This window comes from Methylobacterium hispanicum (assembly GCF_022179285.1).
Lineage (GTDB): Bacteria > Pseudomonadota > Alphaproteobacteria > Rhizobiales > Beijerinckiaceae > Methylobacterium > Methylobacterium hispanicum.
Genome location: NZ_BPQO01000020.1, coordinates 33,900 through 50,895, shown reverse-complemented (window position 1 = coordinate 50,895; position 16,996 = coordinate 33,900). Strand labels below are relative to the sequence as shown.

General features: G+C 68.6%; 18 protein-coding genes and 1 pseudogene. 14 read left to right on the top strand and 5 right to left on the bottom strand.

Annotated elements, in window-relative coordinates:
- Position 1 precedes the first annotated feature (1 nt).
- The 4 genes from MFF56_RS20895 to MFF56_RS20880 all read left to right on the top strand — a co-directional run bounded on the left by MFF56_RS20895 (position 2) and on the right by MFF56_RS20880 (position 5,240).
- Entirely contained in the window at positions 2-1,171 is a 1,170-nt protein-coding gene (locus MFF56_RS20895) for a glutathionylspermidine synthase family protein (RefSeq protein WP_238230822.1), read from the top strand.
- A gap of 188 nt (positions 1,172-1,359) precedes the next feature.
- Entirely contained in the window at positions 1,360-3,405 is a 2,046-nt protein-coding gene (locus MFF56_RS20890; RefSeq protein ID WP_238230820.1) for a sensor histidine kinase, read from the top strand.
- A gap of 826 nt (positions 3,406-4,231) precedes the next feature.
- Entirely contained in the window at positions 4,232-4,558 is a 327-nt protein-coding gene (locus tag MFF56_RS20885) for a hypothetical protein (protein ID WP_238230818.1), read from the top strand.
- Between the two features lie 7 nt (positions 4,559-4,565).
- Positions 4,566-5,240 carry a hypothetical protein gene (locus MFF56_RS20880; RefSeq protein WP_238230817.1) on the top strand — a complete coding sequence of 225 codons (675 nt, stop codon included), beginning with the start codon at positions 4,566-4,568 and terminating at the stop codon, positions 5,238-5,240.
- A gap of 103 nt (positions 5,241-5,343) precedes the next feature.
- On the opposite strand, the gene MFF56_RS20875 is transcribed toward MFF56_RS20880, so the two are convergent.
- Positions 5,344-6,366 (bottom strand): hypothetical protein, encoded by a 1,023-nt coding sequence (locus MFF56_RS20875; RefSeq protein WP_238230816.1) that lies wholly within the window; start codon positions 6,364-6,366, stop codon positions 5,344-5,346.
- Positions 6,367-6,563: 197 nt separating this feature from the next.
- Here MFF56_RS20875 and MFF56_RS20870 point away from each other — a divergent pair, with 197 nt between their 5' ends.
- From MFF56_RS20870 to MFF56_RS20845, 6 genes are all read left to right on the top strand, one after another.
- The gene (locus MFF56_RS20870) at positions 6,564-7,466 is read left to right on the top strand and encodes a hypothetical protein (RefSeq protein WP_238230814.1); all 903 of its coding nucleotides are present in this window, start codon (positions 6,564-6,566) and stop codon (positions 7,464-7,466) included.
- A 50-nt stretch (positions 7,467-7,516) separates the two neighbouring features.
- The gene (locus tag MFF56_RS20865; RefSeq protein ID WP_238230812.1) at positions 7,517-8,050 is read left to right on the top strand and encodes a DUF8336 domain-containing protein; all 534 of its coding nucleotides are present in this window, start codon (positions 7,517-7,519) and stop codon (positions 8,048-8,050) included.
- Positions 8,040-8,393, top strand: coding sequence for a hypothetical protein (locus tag MFF56_RS20860; protein ID WP_238230810.1), 354 nt, complete (start codon positions 8,040-8,042; stop codon positions 8,391-8,393). The genes MFF56_RS20865 and MFF56_RS20860 overlap by 11 nt, the downstream gene beginning before the upstream one ends.
- Before the next feature lie 126 nt (positions 8,394-8,519).
- A complete protein-coding gene (locus MFF56_RS20855) occupies positions 8,520-8,828 on the top strand; it encodes a hypothetical protein (protein ID WP_238230808.1) in 309 nt (102 codons plus the stop codon).
- A 148-nt stretch (positions 8,829-8,976) separates the two neighbouring features.
- Complete coding sequence (locus MFF56_RS20850) at positions 8,977-9,876, top strand: RNA ligase family protein (protein WP_238230807.1); 900 nt, start codon at positions 8,977-8,979, stop codon at positions 9,874-9,876.
- Positions 9,873-11,069, top strand: coding sequence for an AAA family ATPase (locus tag MFF56_RS20845; protein ID WP_238230805.1), 1,197 nt, complete (start codon positions 9,873-9,875; stop codon positions 11,067-11,069). The genes MFF56_RS20850 and MFF56_RS20845 overlap by 4 nt, the downstream gene beginning before the upstream one ends.
- A 219-nt stretch (positions 11,070-11,288) precedes the next feature.
- Here the strand turns inward: MFF56_RS20845 and MFF56_RS20840 are convergent, their stop codons facing one another.
- Both MFF56_RS20840 and MFF56_RS20835 read right to left on the bottom strand, forming a co-directional pair.
- Positions 11,289-11,951 carry a hypothetical protein gene (locus MFF56_RS20840; RefSeq protein WP_238230803.1) on the bottom strand — a complete coding sequence of 221 codons (663 nt, stop codon included), beginning with the start codon at positions 11,949-11,951 and terminating at the stop codon, positions 11,289-11,291.
- Positions 11,952-12,167: 216 nt separating this feature from the next.
- Complete coding sequence (locus MFF56_RS20835; RefSeq protein WP_238230801.1) at positions 12,168-12,500, bottom strand: hypothetical protein; 333 nt, start codon at positions 12,498-12,500, stop codon at positions 12,168-12,170.
- Positions 12,501-12,624: 124 nt separating this feature from the next.
- Here MFF56_RS20835 and MFF56_RS20830 point away from each other — a divergent pair, with 124 nt between their 5' ends.
- Positions 12,625-13,326, top strand: a complete 702-nt coding sequence (locus tag MFF56_RS20830; protein WP_238230799.1) for a hypothetical protein — start codon at positions 12,625-12,627, stop codon at positions 13,324-13,326.
- A 132-nt stretch (positions 13,327-13,458) separates the two neighbouring features.
- Positions 13,459-14,562 carry a hypothetical protein gene (locus MFF56_RS20825; protein ID WP_238230797.1) on the top strand — a complete coding sequence of 368 codons (1,104 nt, stop codon included), beginning with the start codon at positions 13,459-13,461 and terminating at the stop codon, positions 14,560-14,562.
- A 60-nt stretch (positions 14,563-14,622) separates the two neighbouring features.
- Here MFF56_RS20825 and MFF56_RS20820 read toward each other — a convergent pair whose 3' ends face one another.
- Positions 14,623-14,772, bottom strand: coding sequence for a hypothetical protein (locus MFF56_RS20820; RefSeq protein ID WP_238230795.1), 150 nt, complete (start codon positions 14,770-14,772; stop codon positions 14,623-14,625).
- A gap of 286 nt (positions 14,773-15,058) precedes the next feature.
- On the opposite strand from MFF56_RS20820, the pseudogene MFF56_RS20815 reads away from it, so the two are divergent.
- Together MFF56_RS20815 and MFF56_RS20810 are read left to right on the top strand one after the other, a co-directional pair.
- Positions 15,059-15,262 (top strand): annotated as a pseudogene (locus tag MFF56_RS20815) (arsenical-resistance protein); the annotation flags it as partial.
- A 202-nt stretch (positions 15,263-15,464) separates the two neighbouring features.
- A complete protein-coding gene (locus MFF56_RS20810) occupies positions 15,465-16,664 on the top strand; it encodes a Fic family protein (RefSeq protein WP_238230793.1) in 1,200 nt (399 codons plus the stop codon).
- Between the two features lie 95 nt (positions 16,665-16,759).
- Here the strand turns inward: MFF56_RS20810 and MFF56_RS20805 are convergent, their stop codons facing one another.
- Entirely contained in the window at positions 16,760-16,945 is a 186-nt protein-coding gene (locus MFF56_RS20805) for a hypothetical protein (RefSeq protein WP_238230791.1), read from the bottom strand.
- Positions 16,946-16,996 lie beyond the last annotated feature (51 nt).

Genomic DNA, 16,996 nt, shown 5'->3' with positions numbered 1-16,996 from the left:
GATGCGCCGGCTGCCTTCGCCCGAACGTCCGGACTGGCGTGCCAAGGCGCGCCGCGAGGGGTTCGTCTTCCACACGCCGGCCGGCGCTCCCTACTGGAGGGAGGATGCCCGCTTCGAATTCACGCTCCGGCAGATCGAGGACGGGATCGAGGTTCCCACGGCCGAGATCGACGCCATGGTGCTCGACATCGTCCCTGACCTCGTCGGCGACGAGCTCTACCTGGCCCGGCTCGGCTACCCCCGGGAACTATGGGACTGGATCGCGGAGAGTTGGCGCAGCCGTGCGCCGTCCGTCTACGGCCGCTACGATCTCGCCTACGACGGCGCGGGTCCCGCCAAGCTCCTGGAGGCGCAGGTCGACACGCCGACGAGCCTCTACGAGGCCGCGGTCTGGCAGTGGGGTTGGCTGGAGGACATGATCGCCGCCGGCGGCCTGCCGCCAGACGCCGATCAGTTCAACTCCCTCCACGACAAGGTCGTCGCCGGTTTCCGCGCCGCGCTCGACCGTGGCCACGGCCCGCGGCTCCATCTCCTCCATGTCGGCGGTCACGTCGAGGACATGTCGAACGCGGCCTACGTCGAGGACTGCGCGAAGCAGGCCGGCTTCTCGACCACCCTGGTCCCTCTGGACCAAGTCGGCTGGGAGCCGGGCAAGGGCTTCGTCGACGCCGACGACGCGACGATCGACACCGCCTGGAAGCTCTATCCGATCGAACTCATGGCGCGCAGCGCCTACGGACCGATGCTGCCGCACGCGCCCACCCGCTGGATCGAACCACAGTGGAAGGCCGTGCTGTCCACCAAGGCGCTGCTGCCGGCGCTCTGGGCGCGTCACCCCGGACACCCGAACCTGCTGCCGGCCTTCCACGACGACGACCCCGGGGCCGCCTCGCTCGGAGGCGACTACGTCCGGAAGCCGCTGTTCGGCCGGGAAGGCGCCAACGTCGAGGTCGTCGGCCAGGGAGACGTCGTCGCGAAGACCGACGGGCCGCACGGCGACGAGCCGCTCGTCCGCCAAGCCCGGGCCGACCTGTTCCGCTCGCCCGCAGGCCACGCCGTGATCGGCTCCTGGATCGCCGACGGTCAGCCCGCGGGCATCGGGATCCGGGAGAGCCGCGGTCCCGTGACCGGCGACGACGCCTGCTTCATGCCTCACGCGATCGTTGGCTGACGCACCATGCCGCGACCCCATTCCATCGAATCGACTGGCGTTCAAGCCTGGATCGGACAATGCTCGAAGGATCGCAGGTCCCGATCCGCGCCGAAGGAACGAACGATGCTCCGGATGGGCCGGACTGTACGACGGCATGCAGGGAAGGAGCTCGTTTCCTTCGTGACCGAATGAGCTTCGCGATATCGATGGCCGGCTCCAGGGAACCGGACTCGTCGGACGCCCGCCGCCGCGCGTCCGACGAGTCCGCTCAGCCGCGCGGCAACCGGCTGGTGTTCCACATCGGCGGCGCGTGTCTCGGCATAGCGATGCCGCTCCTCGGCATCATCGGCGGCGCGCAGTGGAGCTACGCCGCCCGCGAGCGCCAGGAGGTCGAGGCGAGCGCGATCGCCCGCGCCCGGGACGTGGCGGCGGCCGTCGATCGGGAACTCGTCGGCCTGACCTCGTCCCTCGACGTGCTGGGTACGGCAGCCAGCCTGCAGCGCGGCGACGTCCCGACCTTCGGCGAGATGATGGCGGCGGTGTCGAGGCGGACCGGCGTCGTACCGATCCTCCGCGACGTCGACGGACGTCAGATCATCAACCCGCTCCTGCCCGCGGGCGCCGCATCACCGGAGCCGAGGATCCTCGACATCGACCGGGAGGCCCTGAGGACCGGCGAGGTGCAGGTCTCGAACCTCTTCGACGAGCGCTCGACCGGAGCGCCCGTGTTCGCCCTCGAGCTGGCGGTGCGGCGGAAGGACCAAGCCGCCTATCTTCTCGGGATCGCAGTGCCGACGGACCGGATCCGCGCCGGCATCGCGCCCCTGGCGGCGGGCGACTGGTCGGTGTCGGTCGTCGACGGACGCGGGCGCCTGATCTACGGCACGGATCCGGACGTCAAGTCCGGCGACCGGGTCGCTCCGCTGCCCGAGGGTGCCGCGCGCCTCCGCCAGGGGTTGTTCGTTCGCGAGGAGGCCGGCTCGCCCCGCGTCGTGGCTTTCGCGCGGTCCGAGCGGAGCGGCTGGACGGTCTCGGTCGAGACGAGCCAGGACGCCTACGAGGCGCCGCTGCGGCGCTCGCTCGAGTTCTTCGGGCTCGCCGCGGGGGCGGCGATCCTGCTGTCCCTGGCCTTCGCCGTGGTGGCGAGCCGGCGCCTCGCACGGTCCCTCGTCAGCCTCGCGGACCGCGCCCAAGCGGTCGGGCGCGGCGAAACGGTCGCTGCCGAGGTTCCCACGAGCGTCGCCGAAGTCGACGAGGTCGCGAGAGCCCTCGACAACGCGGGCGAAGAGGTCCGGCGGCGCATCGAGGCCGAGGAGGCCGCAGCGGAGGCCGGACGGCGCGTACTGTCCACGTTCGAGACGATCGGCGAGGGCGTCGCCGCGATCGACCGTGCGGGCACCTTCACCTACCTCAACGGCCTCGCACGAGCGGCCTTCGCGGGGGACGCGGACGTCGTCGGCCGGCCGGTCCGGGAAGTGCTGCCTCCCTCCGAACTGCCGGGTCTCGAAGTCCTTTTGACGAAGGCGCTCCAGGACGGCGCTCTGCAGCGGGGCGAGATCGCCCATGCACCGGCCGACCGGTGGTACGAGATCGCGGCCGTGCCATCGGCCGCCGGCTGCACGGTCTTCTTCCGCGACGTGACGGAGCGCCGGCGCAGCATCGACGCCCGGGAGATGATGGTCCGGGAACTGCACCACCGGGTGAAGAACACCCTCGCGACCGTGCAGGCGATCGCCGCAGCCTCCTCGCGCACGGCGACGGATCTCGACGAGTTCCGCGACACCTTCGCCGACCGCATCGTATCGCTTTCCCGCACGCACACCCTCCTGCGCGAGCAGTCATGGGAGCACGTCGACCTGCGCCAGCTCGTCGCCGGAGAGACCGCCGCCTACGACGAGGCGGGGCGCGTGCGCATCGACGGCGCCGAGCTCCATCTCCCGTCGGGTCTGGGCATGACGCTCGGCATGGCCCTGCACGAGCTGACGACGAACGCCGTGAAGTACGGCGCCCTTTCGGCTGCGTCGGGCTGCATCGCGGTCTCCTGGATGGTGACGGCCGACGAGGACGGCGAGCCCCGCGTGCGTCTGACGTGGTCTGAGAGCGGAGGCCCGCCGGTCGCGGAACCGACTTGGTCCGGGTTCGGGAGCCAGCTCCTCGGCAAGATGCTCGCGCGGCAGTTCGGAGCGCGGGTGGAGAGGGACTGGGATCCCGCCGGTCTCAGGGTCGTCATCGACACGCGGCTCGGCGCCTGAGAAAGGCGCCGAGTCCGTCCATGATCGCCCTCGGGCGATCGATGTCCCGGCCGTTCCCACGAACGCCTCGGCCCGCGCTGCCGATATGACCGGGCCCTCGTCGATACCGCTCCCGGCTCGGACCCTGGCCGTGCCTGAAGGCGGCGAGAGGCGAAGTGCGCCACCTTCGGATCTTGGCCCCGAGATCCAGCAGCTGAAGGTGGCTGCCCCTTGGGTCAAAACCCAATCAGCTTGCCCGCGTGAAGGACCGTTGAGGGTGGGAAGCGGTCCTTACGTGACGCGAGGTGGTAGCGCCCCAACCTTTCTCCGCTGATCCTGTGTGGCCCAGTATAGTAGTCGAGCTTTTGGCGGAGCCTCGCGGCAAATATCGAGATCTGCGCCACGCTCTCTCAAAAATCGCCTGAAGCGTGATGTGTTTTTTCGACCATATACTCCAATGTATGTCTTCCAAGGCCACCAGCACCGATAGGCAACATGCCCGCTGAATGCCCAGTCGATCTCCTTCTTCTGTATGAACTTTTCGGTCCTCGTGCGCTCCGCTATGCAAACGAACGTGTCGCCATCAGGGGCGAAATTTGGGTCACGGAACACGTAGACGCGCAGTGGCTCTGCCATACTCGACCTTAGCGCTAGCCTCACTATGTCCGCAACGGGTCGAAACCAGCCCCTCACATGGCCAAGCTGATTGGGTTTGACCCTAGAGCGAATACCCTAAGGTCCGCCAATCCGCTCGACGGGAGAGAAGCCGCTTCGTAGGATCGCATCCGTCCTCCGACTGCGGCAGGGACCGCAGGGTCGGACGATCTGTACGAACCGGAAGCGAGCGATGACCGACCTTGTGGATCTCCTCAGGCAGAATCTCGTGCAGCCGCTTGGCTACAAGGGGAGCTTCATCCGCCATCAAGCGCAGGGGGCCATCCCGAACGGTCGACGGATCTACAAGCGAAGTTCAGATAGGGGCGACACGACGCCCGACGGCACCATACTGGGCTCCTTCGACGCCGGAGACGCGGTCGGCGTGGGCGGGATCAACTACTTCGTGGCTTGGGACCGCGACCCGCTGATGCCGATCCTGCTGCCGAACAGAAAGGTCTCCGAGGAGATCCCGACCGCGCACGACGAACCGTCCGCGCCTTCGGCGCCGCGCTGCTGAGGTCCTCGTGAAGACGCTCGCGGACTTCGGATTCGACGGCAGGGCGGTGCTCGACCATCTCGTCGCCACCTCGCCCTGGGGCTCGATCGATCAGGCGATCGCGTCGCTGGCGGCATTCCCCCATCGGGACGTGGTCGCCGCCGTCCGCGGCCGTGCCGTGTTCAGGACGGTGCGGGGGCGACGGGGCGAGATCGTCGGGGGCGTGATGGAGGACGACAACGCGAGCCCGGCCGAAGCCTTCGAGTTCGCCACGGGTTTCCGGCGGGGCCCGGGTACGGACGTGCAGTGCTGCCACCTCTACGCGGCGTCGAAGGACCCGGATGCCTATACGGATCTCCGCAACATCTTCATGATACCTCAGTGCCTTGCGAAACGGACGGACAGCCAAGCCGCGGTCCTCCCTTCGCTCCACGCCTTGCACGTCCTGCGGTACCGGGCCTTCGAGCTGTACGGCTATCGCGGACCGGGCGGGACGACCGAACCGGGCAGGCCGGACGGCTACGACGCGCTCCGATGGGCCGAGCCGGTCGGCGCCGGCACGGAGGCGGGCGGCCTGGAGAGCAGATGGCGCATGCGACACGCCCGCAGGCGCCGGGACAGAATCACGAAGTCGGTCGCGCTCTGCGGGTGGACCTTCTCGGACTACAGGCCCGATCCGGCGGTGGTCTACGAGGGCGCCTGACCTCCGCACCGGTGCGCGGGAGCGGAACCGCCGGAGCGGCCGGGGCCAGCCGCCCTTTCCGCTTGCGGGAGGATGCGCGGGTCGTCCATCCAGGGTCTCGACGTCAGATCACGTTGAAGACCATGCGGTGTCCCGCATAGTAGATGAACATGAAGAGCGCGAGCGCCGCCCCGTAGGCGAAAGGTGCCAGTGCGACGTGCCGGACCCGCACCTTCGCGGGAGCGTCGTCGACGAGCACGGCGAGTAGGGCCGCGACGATGAGCGCATGCCCGATCGCGTCCACCTTGCCGAATTCCCAGACGGCCGAGACGAAGATGCCGATCAGAACCGCGGCCGCGGCACGACGGACGAGAGGCGTCCAGATCAGCGCGAAGGCGAGCACGAACTCGACGACGCCGGCGGCCAGCATGAAGGTCTCGGGAGAGAATCCGAACGCGAGCTGCGGCTTCTGCTGAAGGAGCGGGAACGACCACTCCGGGTAGGCCCACTTCTCGACCGACGCCCACATCAGCGTGATCGAGCCCGACCAGCGCAGGACGTCGACCGGCCGGGCGCCCCAGGCGGTTCGGCCGAGCCCCGTGAGCGCCAGATAGGCCGCGACGCCCAGGAAGACGGGGTAGTCGGCGAGATGAAAGGCGCCATACTTCGTCAGGGCGTAGGCGAACAGGCAGACGATGCCGACCGAGACCACGGGCAGGGTCGCGCGCCACAGTAGGCAGACGGCCATGCCGAGCTGGATCCACGAAACGAAGGCGAGGTCGGTCTTCAGCTCCGGGGTCAGGATGATGCCGCCGACGTTCCACAGGGAGACCAGGAAGAAGGCGGCGGTCGCGCGGAAGACCGTCTCGATGTTGGAGCGGACCCATGCCGTCGAACGATCCAGGCTGCGAAGGAGCGTCGCCCCCAACGGGGAGTACTCCACGCAGCAGCCGAGGATCAGGGCGCCGAGCGAGAGCGCGACCAGCTTCTCGAAATCGGGGCAGAGAACCTGCTCGAGGCCGCGCGGGCTGCCCGAGAGATCGTAGGCGCAGAACCATTTGACGTGGGCGAGCGCCGCCCCGGAGCCCCAGGCGTTGACGAGCAGGCCCGCAAGGAGCGGAAGGCCCAGGTTTCTGAGCGAGCGCATGGGCATCGAGGTTTCTAGAGCGGAACGCCGCGCGGAGGCGACGCGCAACGAGCCTCGGATATTCCTCCGGCGCGGCTTTCGCGCTTGTCGGCACTTGAATGCAAGGAATGGAAGAAGCCGCTCATTCCGGGTAACGATGCCTTCATGCCCGACTGACAAGGAATGAATGGATCATACACGACTGAAAGGAGCGGGCAATGAGCGGCACGGCATCGCGCGACCTCGCGAGCGAGATCGGCAGGATGTTCCAGGAGAACGACCCCTCTCGGGCCGTGGCCTTCATCGACGCGCTGATCGCTGGCGGCGACTACAGCGACATCGACCGCCTCCGCGCGGCGAACCCGGGGCAGGGGGCCCATGCCCTGCGAAACCTGCTCTCGCGCCGGATCGACACCGCGCCGCTTCCAGGCGGCGGCATGGCGGCGGTCTTCGCAGTGACGGTTTTCGGCTGCCCGCGATCGTTCGATGCGGATGCGCTCGCGGATCAGATCGCCGCTTCATGGGGGCCCGGTCTGACGTCGCTGTCGATCGACCGCAGCTACCGGGGGTCGACAGGGCTGCCGGCAACGCCGGAAAGCCGCATGGCACTGGCGAGCCTCGCGGCCGCCGCCGGCCCGGCCGCCGCGATCGCGGCCCTGCCGCGCGTGAAGCGGAAGCCGAAGCGCCCATGGGATCCGAGCATGATCGTCTGCGTCGCGACCACCAAGCGGGGGCGGGACGAGTACGAGATCGGCAGCAACATCCTCTTCGACAGCATCTCCGATGCGTTGGCGACGGAATGGAGCGATGGGGCCCGCGAGCGATGGGCCGGCCTCCGACACCCCGTCTACGTGCCCGAGCTGCTTGGTTCCGCCATCGAACTGTCGAGGCAGCGCTCGGTCCTCCAGAGGATCGGGATCGTCGCCTCGTGGGCGAAGGGTGGCATGCTGGACATCCTCCGCCTGCAGGACGGGGACATCGTCATGACCTCGCTCCACGGCGGCTCGGAGCGCGTCTCGGGTGCAGGTCTCCTGCACGAAGCGAACATCCTGAGCGCGGCGATGTCCGGGGGCGCGGTTCCGGAGATCCGGCACCCGCTCTCCATCGCCCGCTGCCACTGACGCGCGTGGCGAAGGCCCGACGACGCCTTCTGAGGCCGGACCGCCCGGACGTGAGCCCGGCGTGCTTCGGCGACCCGGGGCGCCGTTTCCGCATCGCGGCCGACGGCACGCTCGCGATCGGCGGTACCGTGTTCCGGTTCGTGGATGCGGCCGACGCGCCCGCTCCCGGCACCGAAGTCCACTTCACGGTGCTGCCGCACGGCTTCGTCTGCACGACCGCGGCGGCTTTCAACGCTTCGCTGAGCCTTCCCTTCGACTGGGAGCCTGGACATCGGGTGGTGCTGTCGGGATTGTCCGCGTCGTCGGCCGGCAACGGCATGAACCGGGCGAGCGTCGTGCACGTGACGACGACGACGGCCTTCGCCCTGGGACGCCTGCGCCGTTCGGCCGGGCAGTTCCTGTGCTCCACGCACGTCGACGCCTACGGCAGCGACGCCGGAATGCGCCGGGCGGCGGGCGCACGCGTCACCTGCAGGTCCTGCCTCGCGCAGGCCGATCGCCTTCGGGGCGCCCGGGGTCCCTTCAAGGAACCGTCGCCGGACGCTACACCTGCGGCAAGCCAGGAGACGCCAGATGCCGGATGAAGCTGACGAGATCGCCCGCCAGCACGTCGTCGAGGACGTGATCTCCCGCCTCCACCGCGCGACCGAGGAGGGCACCGACTACCGCTCGATCTTCACGGACGTCGCGCGTCAGCTGCTCGACCGCATGGATGCGGCTGGCACCGCGTGGAGCAGCCCGACGAGATACGAGGCGACGGCGCTCCTGATGCGCAAGATCGTGGATCCGGCGGCGCAGCGGCATTCCGCCGACCTGCATGAGCGTCGGATGCTCTACGCCGACTTGTTCGGCAAGGTGAGCGGCTCGGTGGTGAGCGGCGTGCGGGCCGACCGGATGCGTGCGGAACTCGTGCCGGACCCGGCCTGAGGGCCGCTCGGGGCCGCGACCAGATATCGGCCGGCCCGACCGTTCCTTTGCCGCGTGCGCCGATCCGTGACAGCATCCGAGCATCGCAGGATCGAGCCCGCGCCCGCGGGTGGACCGGAGTACGACATGTCCCCGTTGAGCGCGGACCAGCACCTGGAACGCATACGTCTCGCCGTCGTCGCCAGCCCCGTCTATCGCGACGTGGACGCGCTGCGCAGCGCGCCGAGCGACGTCCTCGACGGCTGGGCTTTCGCCCGGGAGGTGCAGCCTCTCGTCGACCAGGGGATTCTCGGAGCCGAGCCCGTCGAGCCGCGCGACCGCACGCTCGGGAACGAGGTATCCTGGCACTTCACCGACAAGGGTCTGGAGATGGCACGCGCTTGGCTTGCTCCTTCCGACCGTGCGGAGCCGGAGGCGTCGGCGCCGAGGATCTGATCGGCGCGGAGGGGCGGCCTCACGACCCGCCGACCGCGGTCGAAGGCACGACACGCAAGGAATGGATCCGGCGGCGAAACCAAGCTAGAAGCGCCGTCTCCACCACGGCAGCGCGACGGGTGCCTCCGCAATCTCAGGAGATCGAAACGTGGACGGGCTGATCAAATACCCCCGCACCCGCCACATCAAAGGCTCCGGACTGCAGAAGGGCGACGAGGATCTCGAGGTCGTCGACATCGCCCGATACAAGGGCTGCCGGCTGATCGTCGAGGAGAAGGTCGACGGCTCCAACACCCGCTTCGGCTTCGACGCCGGCGGCGAGATCTTCGCAGGCTCGCGTGGCCACCTGATCGACCTGTCGCGGCGCGACGTCCACCGCGAGCGGCAGTGGAACCGGTTCAAGGACTGGCTGGCCATTCATGCCGACACGCTCCTGGCGGTCTTCGAGGACCGGTACCGTCCCTTCGGAGAGTGGTGCTTCGCGGCGCACACCTCCTTCTACGACACGCTCCCGCATTGGTGGTTCGAATTCGACATCTTCGACCGATCGCGCGAGGCCTTTCTCGGCACCGACGAACGACGGGCGCTGCTGAAGGACCTCCCGGTCGTCTCGGTCCCCGTCATCTACGACGGGCCGGCGATCTCGTTCGAGCATCTGATGTCGATCGTGCCCCCGCGAGCGCCGGACCATCCCGACCACGGCCGCTCCTGGACCGAGGCCTCGCTCTACAAGAGCCTCGACTGGCAGGACGCGCTCGACCGTTCGATCCGTCGCGAAGGTCTCGATCCGGCCCGCAACGTCCACCACTTCGAGCCGACCCGCGCGGCCGAGGGCCTCTATCTCAAGATCGAGGAAGACGGGGTCGTGAAGGAGCGCTTCAAGCTGGTGCGACCGGATTTCACCCAGGCCGTGCTCGCATCCGACGATCACTGGCACAACCGGCCGATCGTACCGAACGTGCTGGTTCCCGGTGCCGACATCTACGCGTCGGCCCTCCATTGGCTGGCGCCGGCGCAGGTGCCCGAACCCGAAAGCCCGAGGCCGTGATCCCGGTCGCCTCCTTCCTGCCGTCCGCCCCGTCCTGGTCCCTCGACTGGGACGGCATCGACGCGGCCTATCCATGGATCGCCGCCCTGCGGGGCTCGGCGCACGATCCGATCCACCACCGGGAGGGCGACGTCTGGACCCACACCCGCATGGTCGTCTCCGAGCTCGTCGCCGACGCCGAGTGGCGCGGACTTCCGGAGGACCTGCGTCTCGCCGCCTTCGCGGCCGCGCTCCTGCACGACGTCGCGAAGCCCGCGACCGCGAAGATCGAGATGGTCGACGGGATCGAGCGCGTGCACCATCACGGGCATTCCCGCGTCGGCGCGGTCATGGCGCGCGGCATCCTCTGGCGCCAGGACTTCGAGCCCCGGCTGAGGGAGATCGCCTGCTCCCTGATCGCCCGGCATCAGGTGCCGTTCTGGGCGCACGAGCGCGAGTACGAGGACGCCCGCCGCATCGTCGCCGATCAGAGCCTCGGCTCCGGCAACCGTCTCCTCGCGATCCTGGCCCGGGCGGACGCCCGCGGCCGCGTCTGCGACGACCGCGACATGATGGAGCTCGCGGTCGAGGAGTACCGCGAGATCGCCGACCGGCACGAGTGCCTCGATCGACCCTTCCCCTTCGCGGGGGAGCGGGAACGCTTCCTCTACCTGTCCCGGCGCGCGGAGCTCGATCCCCGCTACCCAATCGGGGGCCCCGCCGACCGGCCCGAGCTGACCGTGATGTCGGCTCTGCCGGGCGCGGGCAAATCGACCTGGATCCGCACGAACGCCGGCGACCGTCCCGTCGTCTCGCTCGACGAGATCCGGCGGGCCCTCCGGATCGATCCCTCGAAGCCGCAAGGGGCGGTGATCGAGGTCGGCAAGGAGGCCGCCAAGGAGCATCTGCGCGCGAAGCGGTCGTTCGTCTGGGACACGACGAACGTCACCCGCGACATGCGGGAGCGGATGATCGGCCTCGGCGTCGCCTACGGCTTCGCGATCCGTATCGTCGCCCTGGAGGCGCCCCAGCGGGAACTGCACCTCCGCAATCGGGAGCGCGAGCACCCGGTCCCCGGCGAGGTCATCGAACGGCTCGTGGCGAAATGGGAGCATCCGGGACCGTCGGAGTGCGACCGCCTCGAAGCGCCCGCCCTCGGGCCGGCTCCTGAACTCGCTCATCTGCCGATCCCGGCCGGGAGCCCAGGTCCGTGAGCGATGCATCGCTCCCGTTCGGGAAGGCTCCCGCAGTCCTTCCCGCTCTCCATCGCGTGGTTCGCCGACCACCGCCCGGTGGTGGTGCAGTCTGGCCGCCGCGCGCGGCTTGAGGGCCGATGCCTCGCGCCGGAGCGGCATCTCGACGATATGGGAGGGGCCCGCCCGGCGTAGGGCGTCCGCGACCTCGCGGGGCATCGTCGACGACGAAGGGCCGCCTCAGGACCCCCATCCCTCAGCTTGGGGCAGACCTCGAGCCGTCTCCGGCGGGGGCAATCGCCGCTTCGCCAAGGTGACGATCAGTAAGACGACGCCGACGAGAGCCGCCAGGGCTGCGATCAGCAGGGCTCCGTCGGACACGTAAAGGACGTACTCGTTGACTCCGGCGAACGGCTTGCCGGGGCTCTCGATCCGCTTGGCGATGGCGAAACAGGGCGGGTTGCCGCATCCGAGACGGTAGGCCTCGAGACGGCTCGACAGAAATCCGTCCGCGATCGGCTTCGCCCCGTCCCAGGCATGGATTCGGCTGTCGCCGTACCGGACCGCGAAGAGGGTCACGGCGCTCGCGACCATCAGCACGAAGACGGCCGCCGTCGTCCAGGAGATGAGAGGCGATCGGTTCTGCTCATCCTCGAACGTCGTGTTGGGCGGTACGCGCGCGCCGCTGCGGTTGCGCCGCGCGGCCCGGACGTAGAGGGCCCAGGTCACCGCCAGGAGCGCCGCCGCCCCCAGGCTCACGAGCAGGCCCCAGTAGCCGCGGGAGATCAAAGCCTCCGCCGGCACGGCGGTGTCACCTCCCCCTCGGGCGAAATAGGCCCACGCGATCGCCAGGGGTATGAACGCATGCCCCGTCCAGGTCCAAAGCCTCGCGAAGGGTTGCATGATCGGCTCCGGGTGCGTCTTCCCGCGTCGGTGCCAGTATTATGTCAGGCTGCCGGGCCCTCCAAGGCCCCCCGATGGCCCTGCGGAAGCGGCGGCCGTGCGGGGCCGGATGCGGCGGAGGTGGCTCCCGGGCGCCGCCGGTCGCCCGAAGAGGCATCCGTTTCAGTGGCGATACTGATGCGCATCGACGGCGAAAATCCCGTATCCGGTCGGATCTCAGGGACGGGGCCCCGCCGGGACTTCCGCCCGGTCCTCGAAGATGGCGCCGTCGAGGGATCCATAGGCCTCGGAGATCACGTCGGAGCGGCTCTCGAACCGTACCGTGAAGTGGCCACGTTCGCTGTCGGCATCCGGATGCTCCGCGTTGCGGAAGTAGACCTTGCGGGTCATCTCGTCCCCTTCGTTCGTGTACTCCCAACCATCGGCATCTTCGACGTCGTTGCCGTCGCCGAAGTCGAAAGCCTCGAATTTCGCGTCCGCCGCAACACGCCTATCGTCGATCAGGGTCCGGGCCGCGGTCGGGCGGCGGTCGGCTTCATCCAGTGGCATGGCTCGCTCCTTCGGTTCGAACCGAAGGATAAATTCGGGCTACGCAATGCGCCAACGCATCCTGGCTTGAGGCTTTCGTACCGCTCCCCGATGCTCGGGCGAGATTTCTCCGAAGGAACACCCGATGTCCGATGTCGCCGCCTACAAGGAAGCTCTGAAGGCTGCCGTCGGGGGTGCGATCGATTCCGGCTTGTCCTACAACCGGGATGTCGATGCCTTCGTTGCGAAGCACTGCAGCGTACCCGATCCCGCCCGGGAGGTTTTTCTCGGCATCGTCGATCTGCCCGTCCACGATCTTCCCCAGGCCCGCAAGACCCTCGGGGAGATCGAAGCGAAGGTCGCGGCCGAGCCGCGAGGGACCTGGGCCGTCACGAGGAAGGTCCTCGAGAACGATGGACAGACCCGCACGGTCTACCAGCCGCTCCTAAGCGACGGGTCCGGATCGCTGGCCTCCGGCTGCAGATCCGACACGTCCTACGAGCCGCCAGCCTACGAGGCCGTGCTCCGACGCGCCTTCGAGATGGAGGTCTACGTCGCAAGGCGCGAACTGGAGGCCGAGCGTCTGTCGGCCAGGAACCGCGAGGCGGTCGAGAGCGGGCGGATCACGATCGGCGGCGAGTTCCGCGATGTGACAATCAACTCGCAGAAGTTTTCACGTGCGAAGGTCGTGGGGGTCGAAGCCGCGACCGGCAAGGTCAGCATCGAACTCACGAAGCGGGGCTCGCGGCGGCGCTGGAAGTGCGACGTCGACGCGGCGGCCCTCTCGCCTCCGCCCGCTCCGCGGAACGCGGACGAGACTATCGCGCCGGACAAGCCCGCCCTGTAGCCGACACCGCGTCGGGAGCCGTTGACCAACCGCCGAGGTTGGATACGAAATGCAGGCATGCCGTCCACGAAATAGGGGACGGCAGCGACGATCGCTCTCGCCAAGCGATCCACGTGCTCCGAGAATGCCTGCATGCGACACCTCAGATCATGCCTCCTCGCGGCTGCGGCTCTGCTCGGCTCGCAGGGCGTCGGCGCCCAATCCCTCTCCGGCCTCTCGTTGTCGGACACGCTCGCCAGGACGTCGACGATCGGCATGGCTCCGTCGGCCTCCAACGAGATGGGGCCGCACAGCCTCCGGAGATGGACGTTCCCGGACGGGAACGAGCTCTCCGTCACGGCCCGTCGATCGGACGGCCGGATCGTCTACATGGAGTCGAGCTGGGGCGGCCGCGTTCCGGGCAGCCCGACCGACTATCCCGGTGTGAAGTTCGGCGAGACCACCCTGACCGAACTGCGCCGCCTGATGGGCAGCAACGGCTTCACCTATGCCAGCCGCGCCGTCTTCAAAACCGACGAGGGCATAGGCACCTCGAACTCCTACGAGATCGCCGGCCGGCCGGGGGCCGTTCTGACGTTCATCACCCTCGTCCGGGGCAAGTACGTCGACGACGTCGGATCCGGCAAGCGCAAGCTCGGGGACGTCGCCAAGGTCGACTCCGTCATCCTGGCCGATGCGGGCTACCTCGAGGGCGCCTGGGGCAAGGAGAGAGGCATGGATCCGGCCGCGCGGCCGGTCGTCTGGACCGAGGGGGTGGAGCGCACCGCGAATTCCGCGCCCGCTCCGTCCGCATCCTCGGACGGTCCCGCAGCGCCGCTGCTACGCGCTCTGGAGTGCCAGAGCCCGTTCAAGCCGGAGAACGTGATCGGCGCCCTTCAGAGGTCCGGCGTGATCGGCCGGAAGCCTGCCCAGCGCATGGACGGCATCCCGTCGTACGTGCCCACGGTGCCTGTGACCTTCAACGGACTGACTGCGTTGACGATCGAGGCCTGGAATTATGAGGGCAGCCAGTTCACTCGCGGGCCCGGCACGGCCCCGCCGGTCCATGTCGCCATGACCGTGCTCGGCGACGAGAAACAGGTCACTGAAACGCTCAAGCGCAACGGGATCGCGCTGAAGGCCTGGGAGGACGACAAGCCGAACCTCTACGTGACGGACGGCGGCTACTCCGATCCCAAACTCGCCGCGCAGTACCGCGGGCGGAAGCTCAGCAGCGTGATCTGCTCGCTGCACTGATCCGCGATCCAGGCCTCGGAAGCGGCGAGCGCGTGCACGATCTGCGGATCGAGGCACGGATCAGATCAGCGAAGCCGCCGGCAAGCCGCCCCAGGTGACGAGTGGGCCATCGGCTTCCGACGGCTCGACCTCGACCGCCTGCTTTTCCTCAATCCAAGCGACGTCGTCCGGGTCGCCTGGCTCGCCGTCGAGAATGCGGCAGGAGAGCATGTCCTCGCGGCCTGCAACCGCGCGGATGTGCGCCGGGAGTCCGATCCGCAGACGTTCGAGGATGCGGCGCCGCGCACCCTCCGTGTCCCCCGAAGATCAAGGACGTCCCAGACGCAGCCGTTCGCGAACGCCGTCTCGAATGCCGCACGATCCTCCCCGACGAGGCCGGCGGCCTCGCGCCACGCCGTCATCATGGCCACCCGCGTCCAGCTGTGGCCGAAACCATCCCGGCGACACGCCGAAGCGGCGTTCGAACGAGGCGAGATTGGCGACGAGGTCAGCGACGGCGAACTTCTTCGAGCTCGCGTTGGTGGCCCCCACCAGCCTGTCCGGCTTCAAATCGGGCGCAGCGCTCACCACCGTAGTCGGTGTGCTGATCGAGGTGCCGGTGATGCTCTCGGTGGTGTGGATCGTGAACCGCAGCCGGGGCCGGTACGAGCGTGGAGCACGTCGGAAGCCATCCTTGGAGCCGGCGTCCCGGCAGGGCTGACCTTGCCGTCCGAGCCGGTCGCCAGGGCGTCCGGAAGCGCGGCCCCCTTCGGACGGCTCCGACCGGCAAAGCCCACATCATAACGCTGATAAGCGATCCTTGTTGGGGTTATTTCCAAAAACCCATAATATGAGCGACATGACGTCGCCATAGGATGGCTTTTGTGAACCGGGATCACCTGACTCACGCCGTAAGGCAGCGCTTGGTCCGCCTCCCGGCCCCGCACGACAGCCACTACGGCGTGGTGCCGCTTCCCCCGCCCGAGAACCACGTCTCGCTCGATGGGACGCTGGACCGCTTGGTCGCAGCCAGCGCCGCCCTCGGGAAGGTGCAGGCCATCGCCCGGGAGATGGCCGACCCCTACCTGATCAGCCGCATCCTCAAGCGCCAGGAGGCGGTGAGCTCGTCCTCCATCGAAGGGACCAATAGCACGCTCGACGAGCTCCTCGCCGTCGAGGACGCCAACGAGGACGGGCGGTCCGAGGTGCGGCAGGTCCGCGACTACGCGCAACTCCTGGACCGGATGCTACCGGCCGCGCTGGAGCGTGGCTACGGGGTCTTCGACCTCGACTTGGTCCGGCGCCTGCACGCGGAGGTGATGAGGTCGAATACGGACTACAAGGACGTGCCCGGCGAGCTTCGCGACAGCGTGGTCTGGATCGACGGCAAGGGCCACATCGCTTACTCCACCTGGAATCCCCCGCCCCCCGCCCAAGTCCTCCCCTGCCTTCTCGAAACCATCGACTACCTGCGGAACGAGGGCATGCAGTCCATGACGCAGAACCTAGTGGTCCGCATGGCGGTGGCGCACGCGCACTTCGAGGCGGTTCACCCGTTCAGGGACGGCAACGGTCGCGTCGGGCGTCTGCTGCTGCCGCTGATGATGGCCGCGGAGGGGCAAGCGCCCCTCTACCTGTCGCCCTACATCGACGCGCACAAGGAAGACTATTACGCGGCCCTGAAGCGCGCGCAGCAGCAGCTCCGATGGGAGGCCATCGTCGGCTTCGTCTCCGATGCGGTGGTCGCCACGGTGGACGAGTTGCTGGTCACGCGCGCGGCCCTCGCCACGCTGCGCGAGGATTGGACCGGCCGTCGCAAGTTCCGGAAGGGCGCGGCCTCGACACGCGCGCTCGACCTGATCACCGACCACCCGGTCCTCACGGTGAAGCGCCTGGCCGGCCTGCTCGACGTCACCGTGGCGCAGGCGAACCAAGCGGTCAAGCAACTCGTCGAGGCGGGCATCCTCTCCGAGCGCACGGGCTATGCCCGCAACCGCATCTTCGCCGCGGCGGAGGTGCTCACCATCGTGAACAGGCCCTTCGGGCATCCTCCCGCTTTTCCCGCGAAGGACGAGGAGGCGGAGCCGGCCGAAGAGGCAGGGGCCTTCGGCTTCCCGCGCTGAGATGAGCCAACGTGGCGCTACCCGCCGCCGGCCCCGCGCGACCCCGGGCAGCCTCACGCGTCCGGGGGCTTCTTGTCGTCGCTCTCGAACAGGACCTACGTCCGGTTGGTGATGTAGACCTTCTCAATCACGACCTTCCTCTTGCCCTTCCTGTCGGCCTCGGCCTTGGCCTTCCTGATGGCGGAGCGGTAGGCCTCGACGGCAGCCTCGTCGTCGAAGGTGCCGCTCCGGGTCGTGTCGGGATAGGCCCAACTCAGGCCGTCCTTATCGGGGCGAACCACCCGCCCTTTGCCAACTCGCTCCGGACGATGCCAGGGGGTCGGGACTGATGG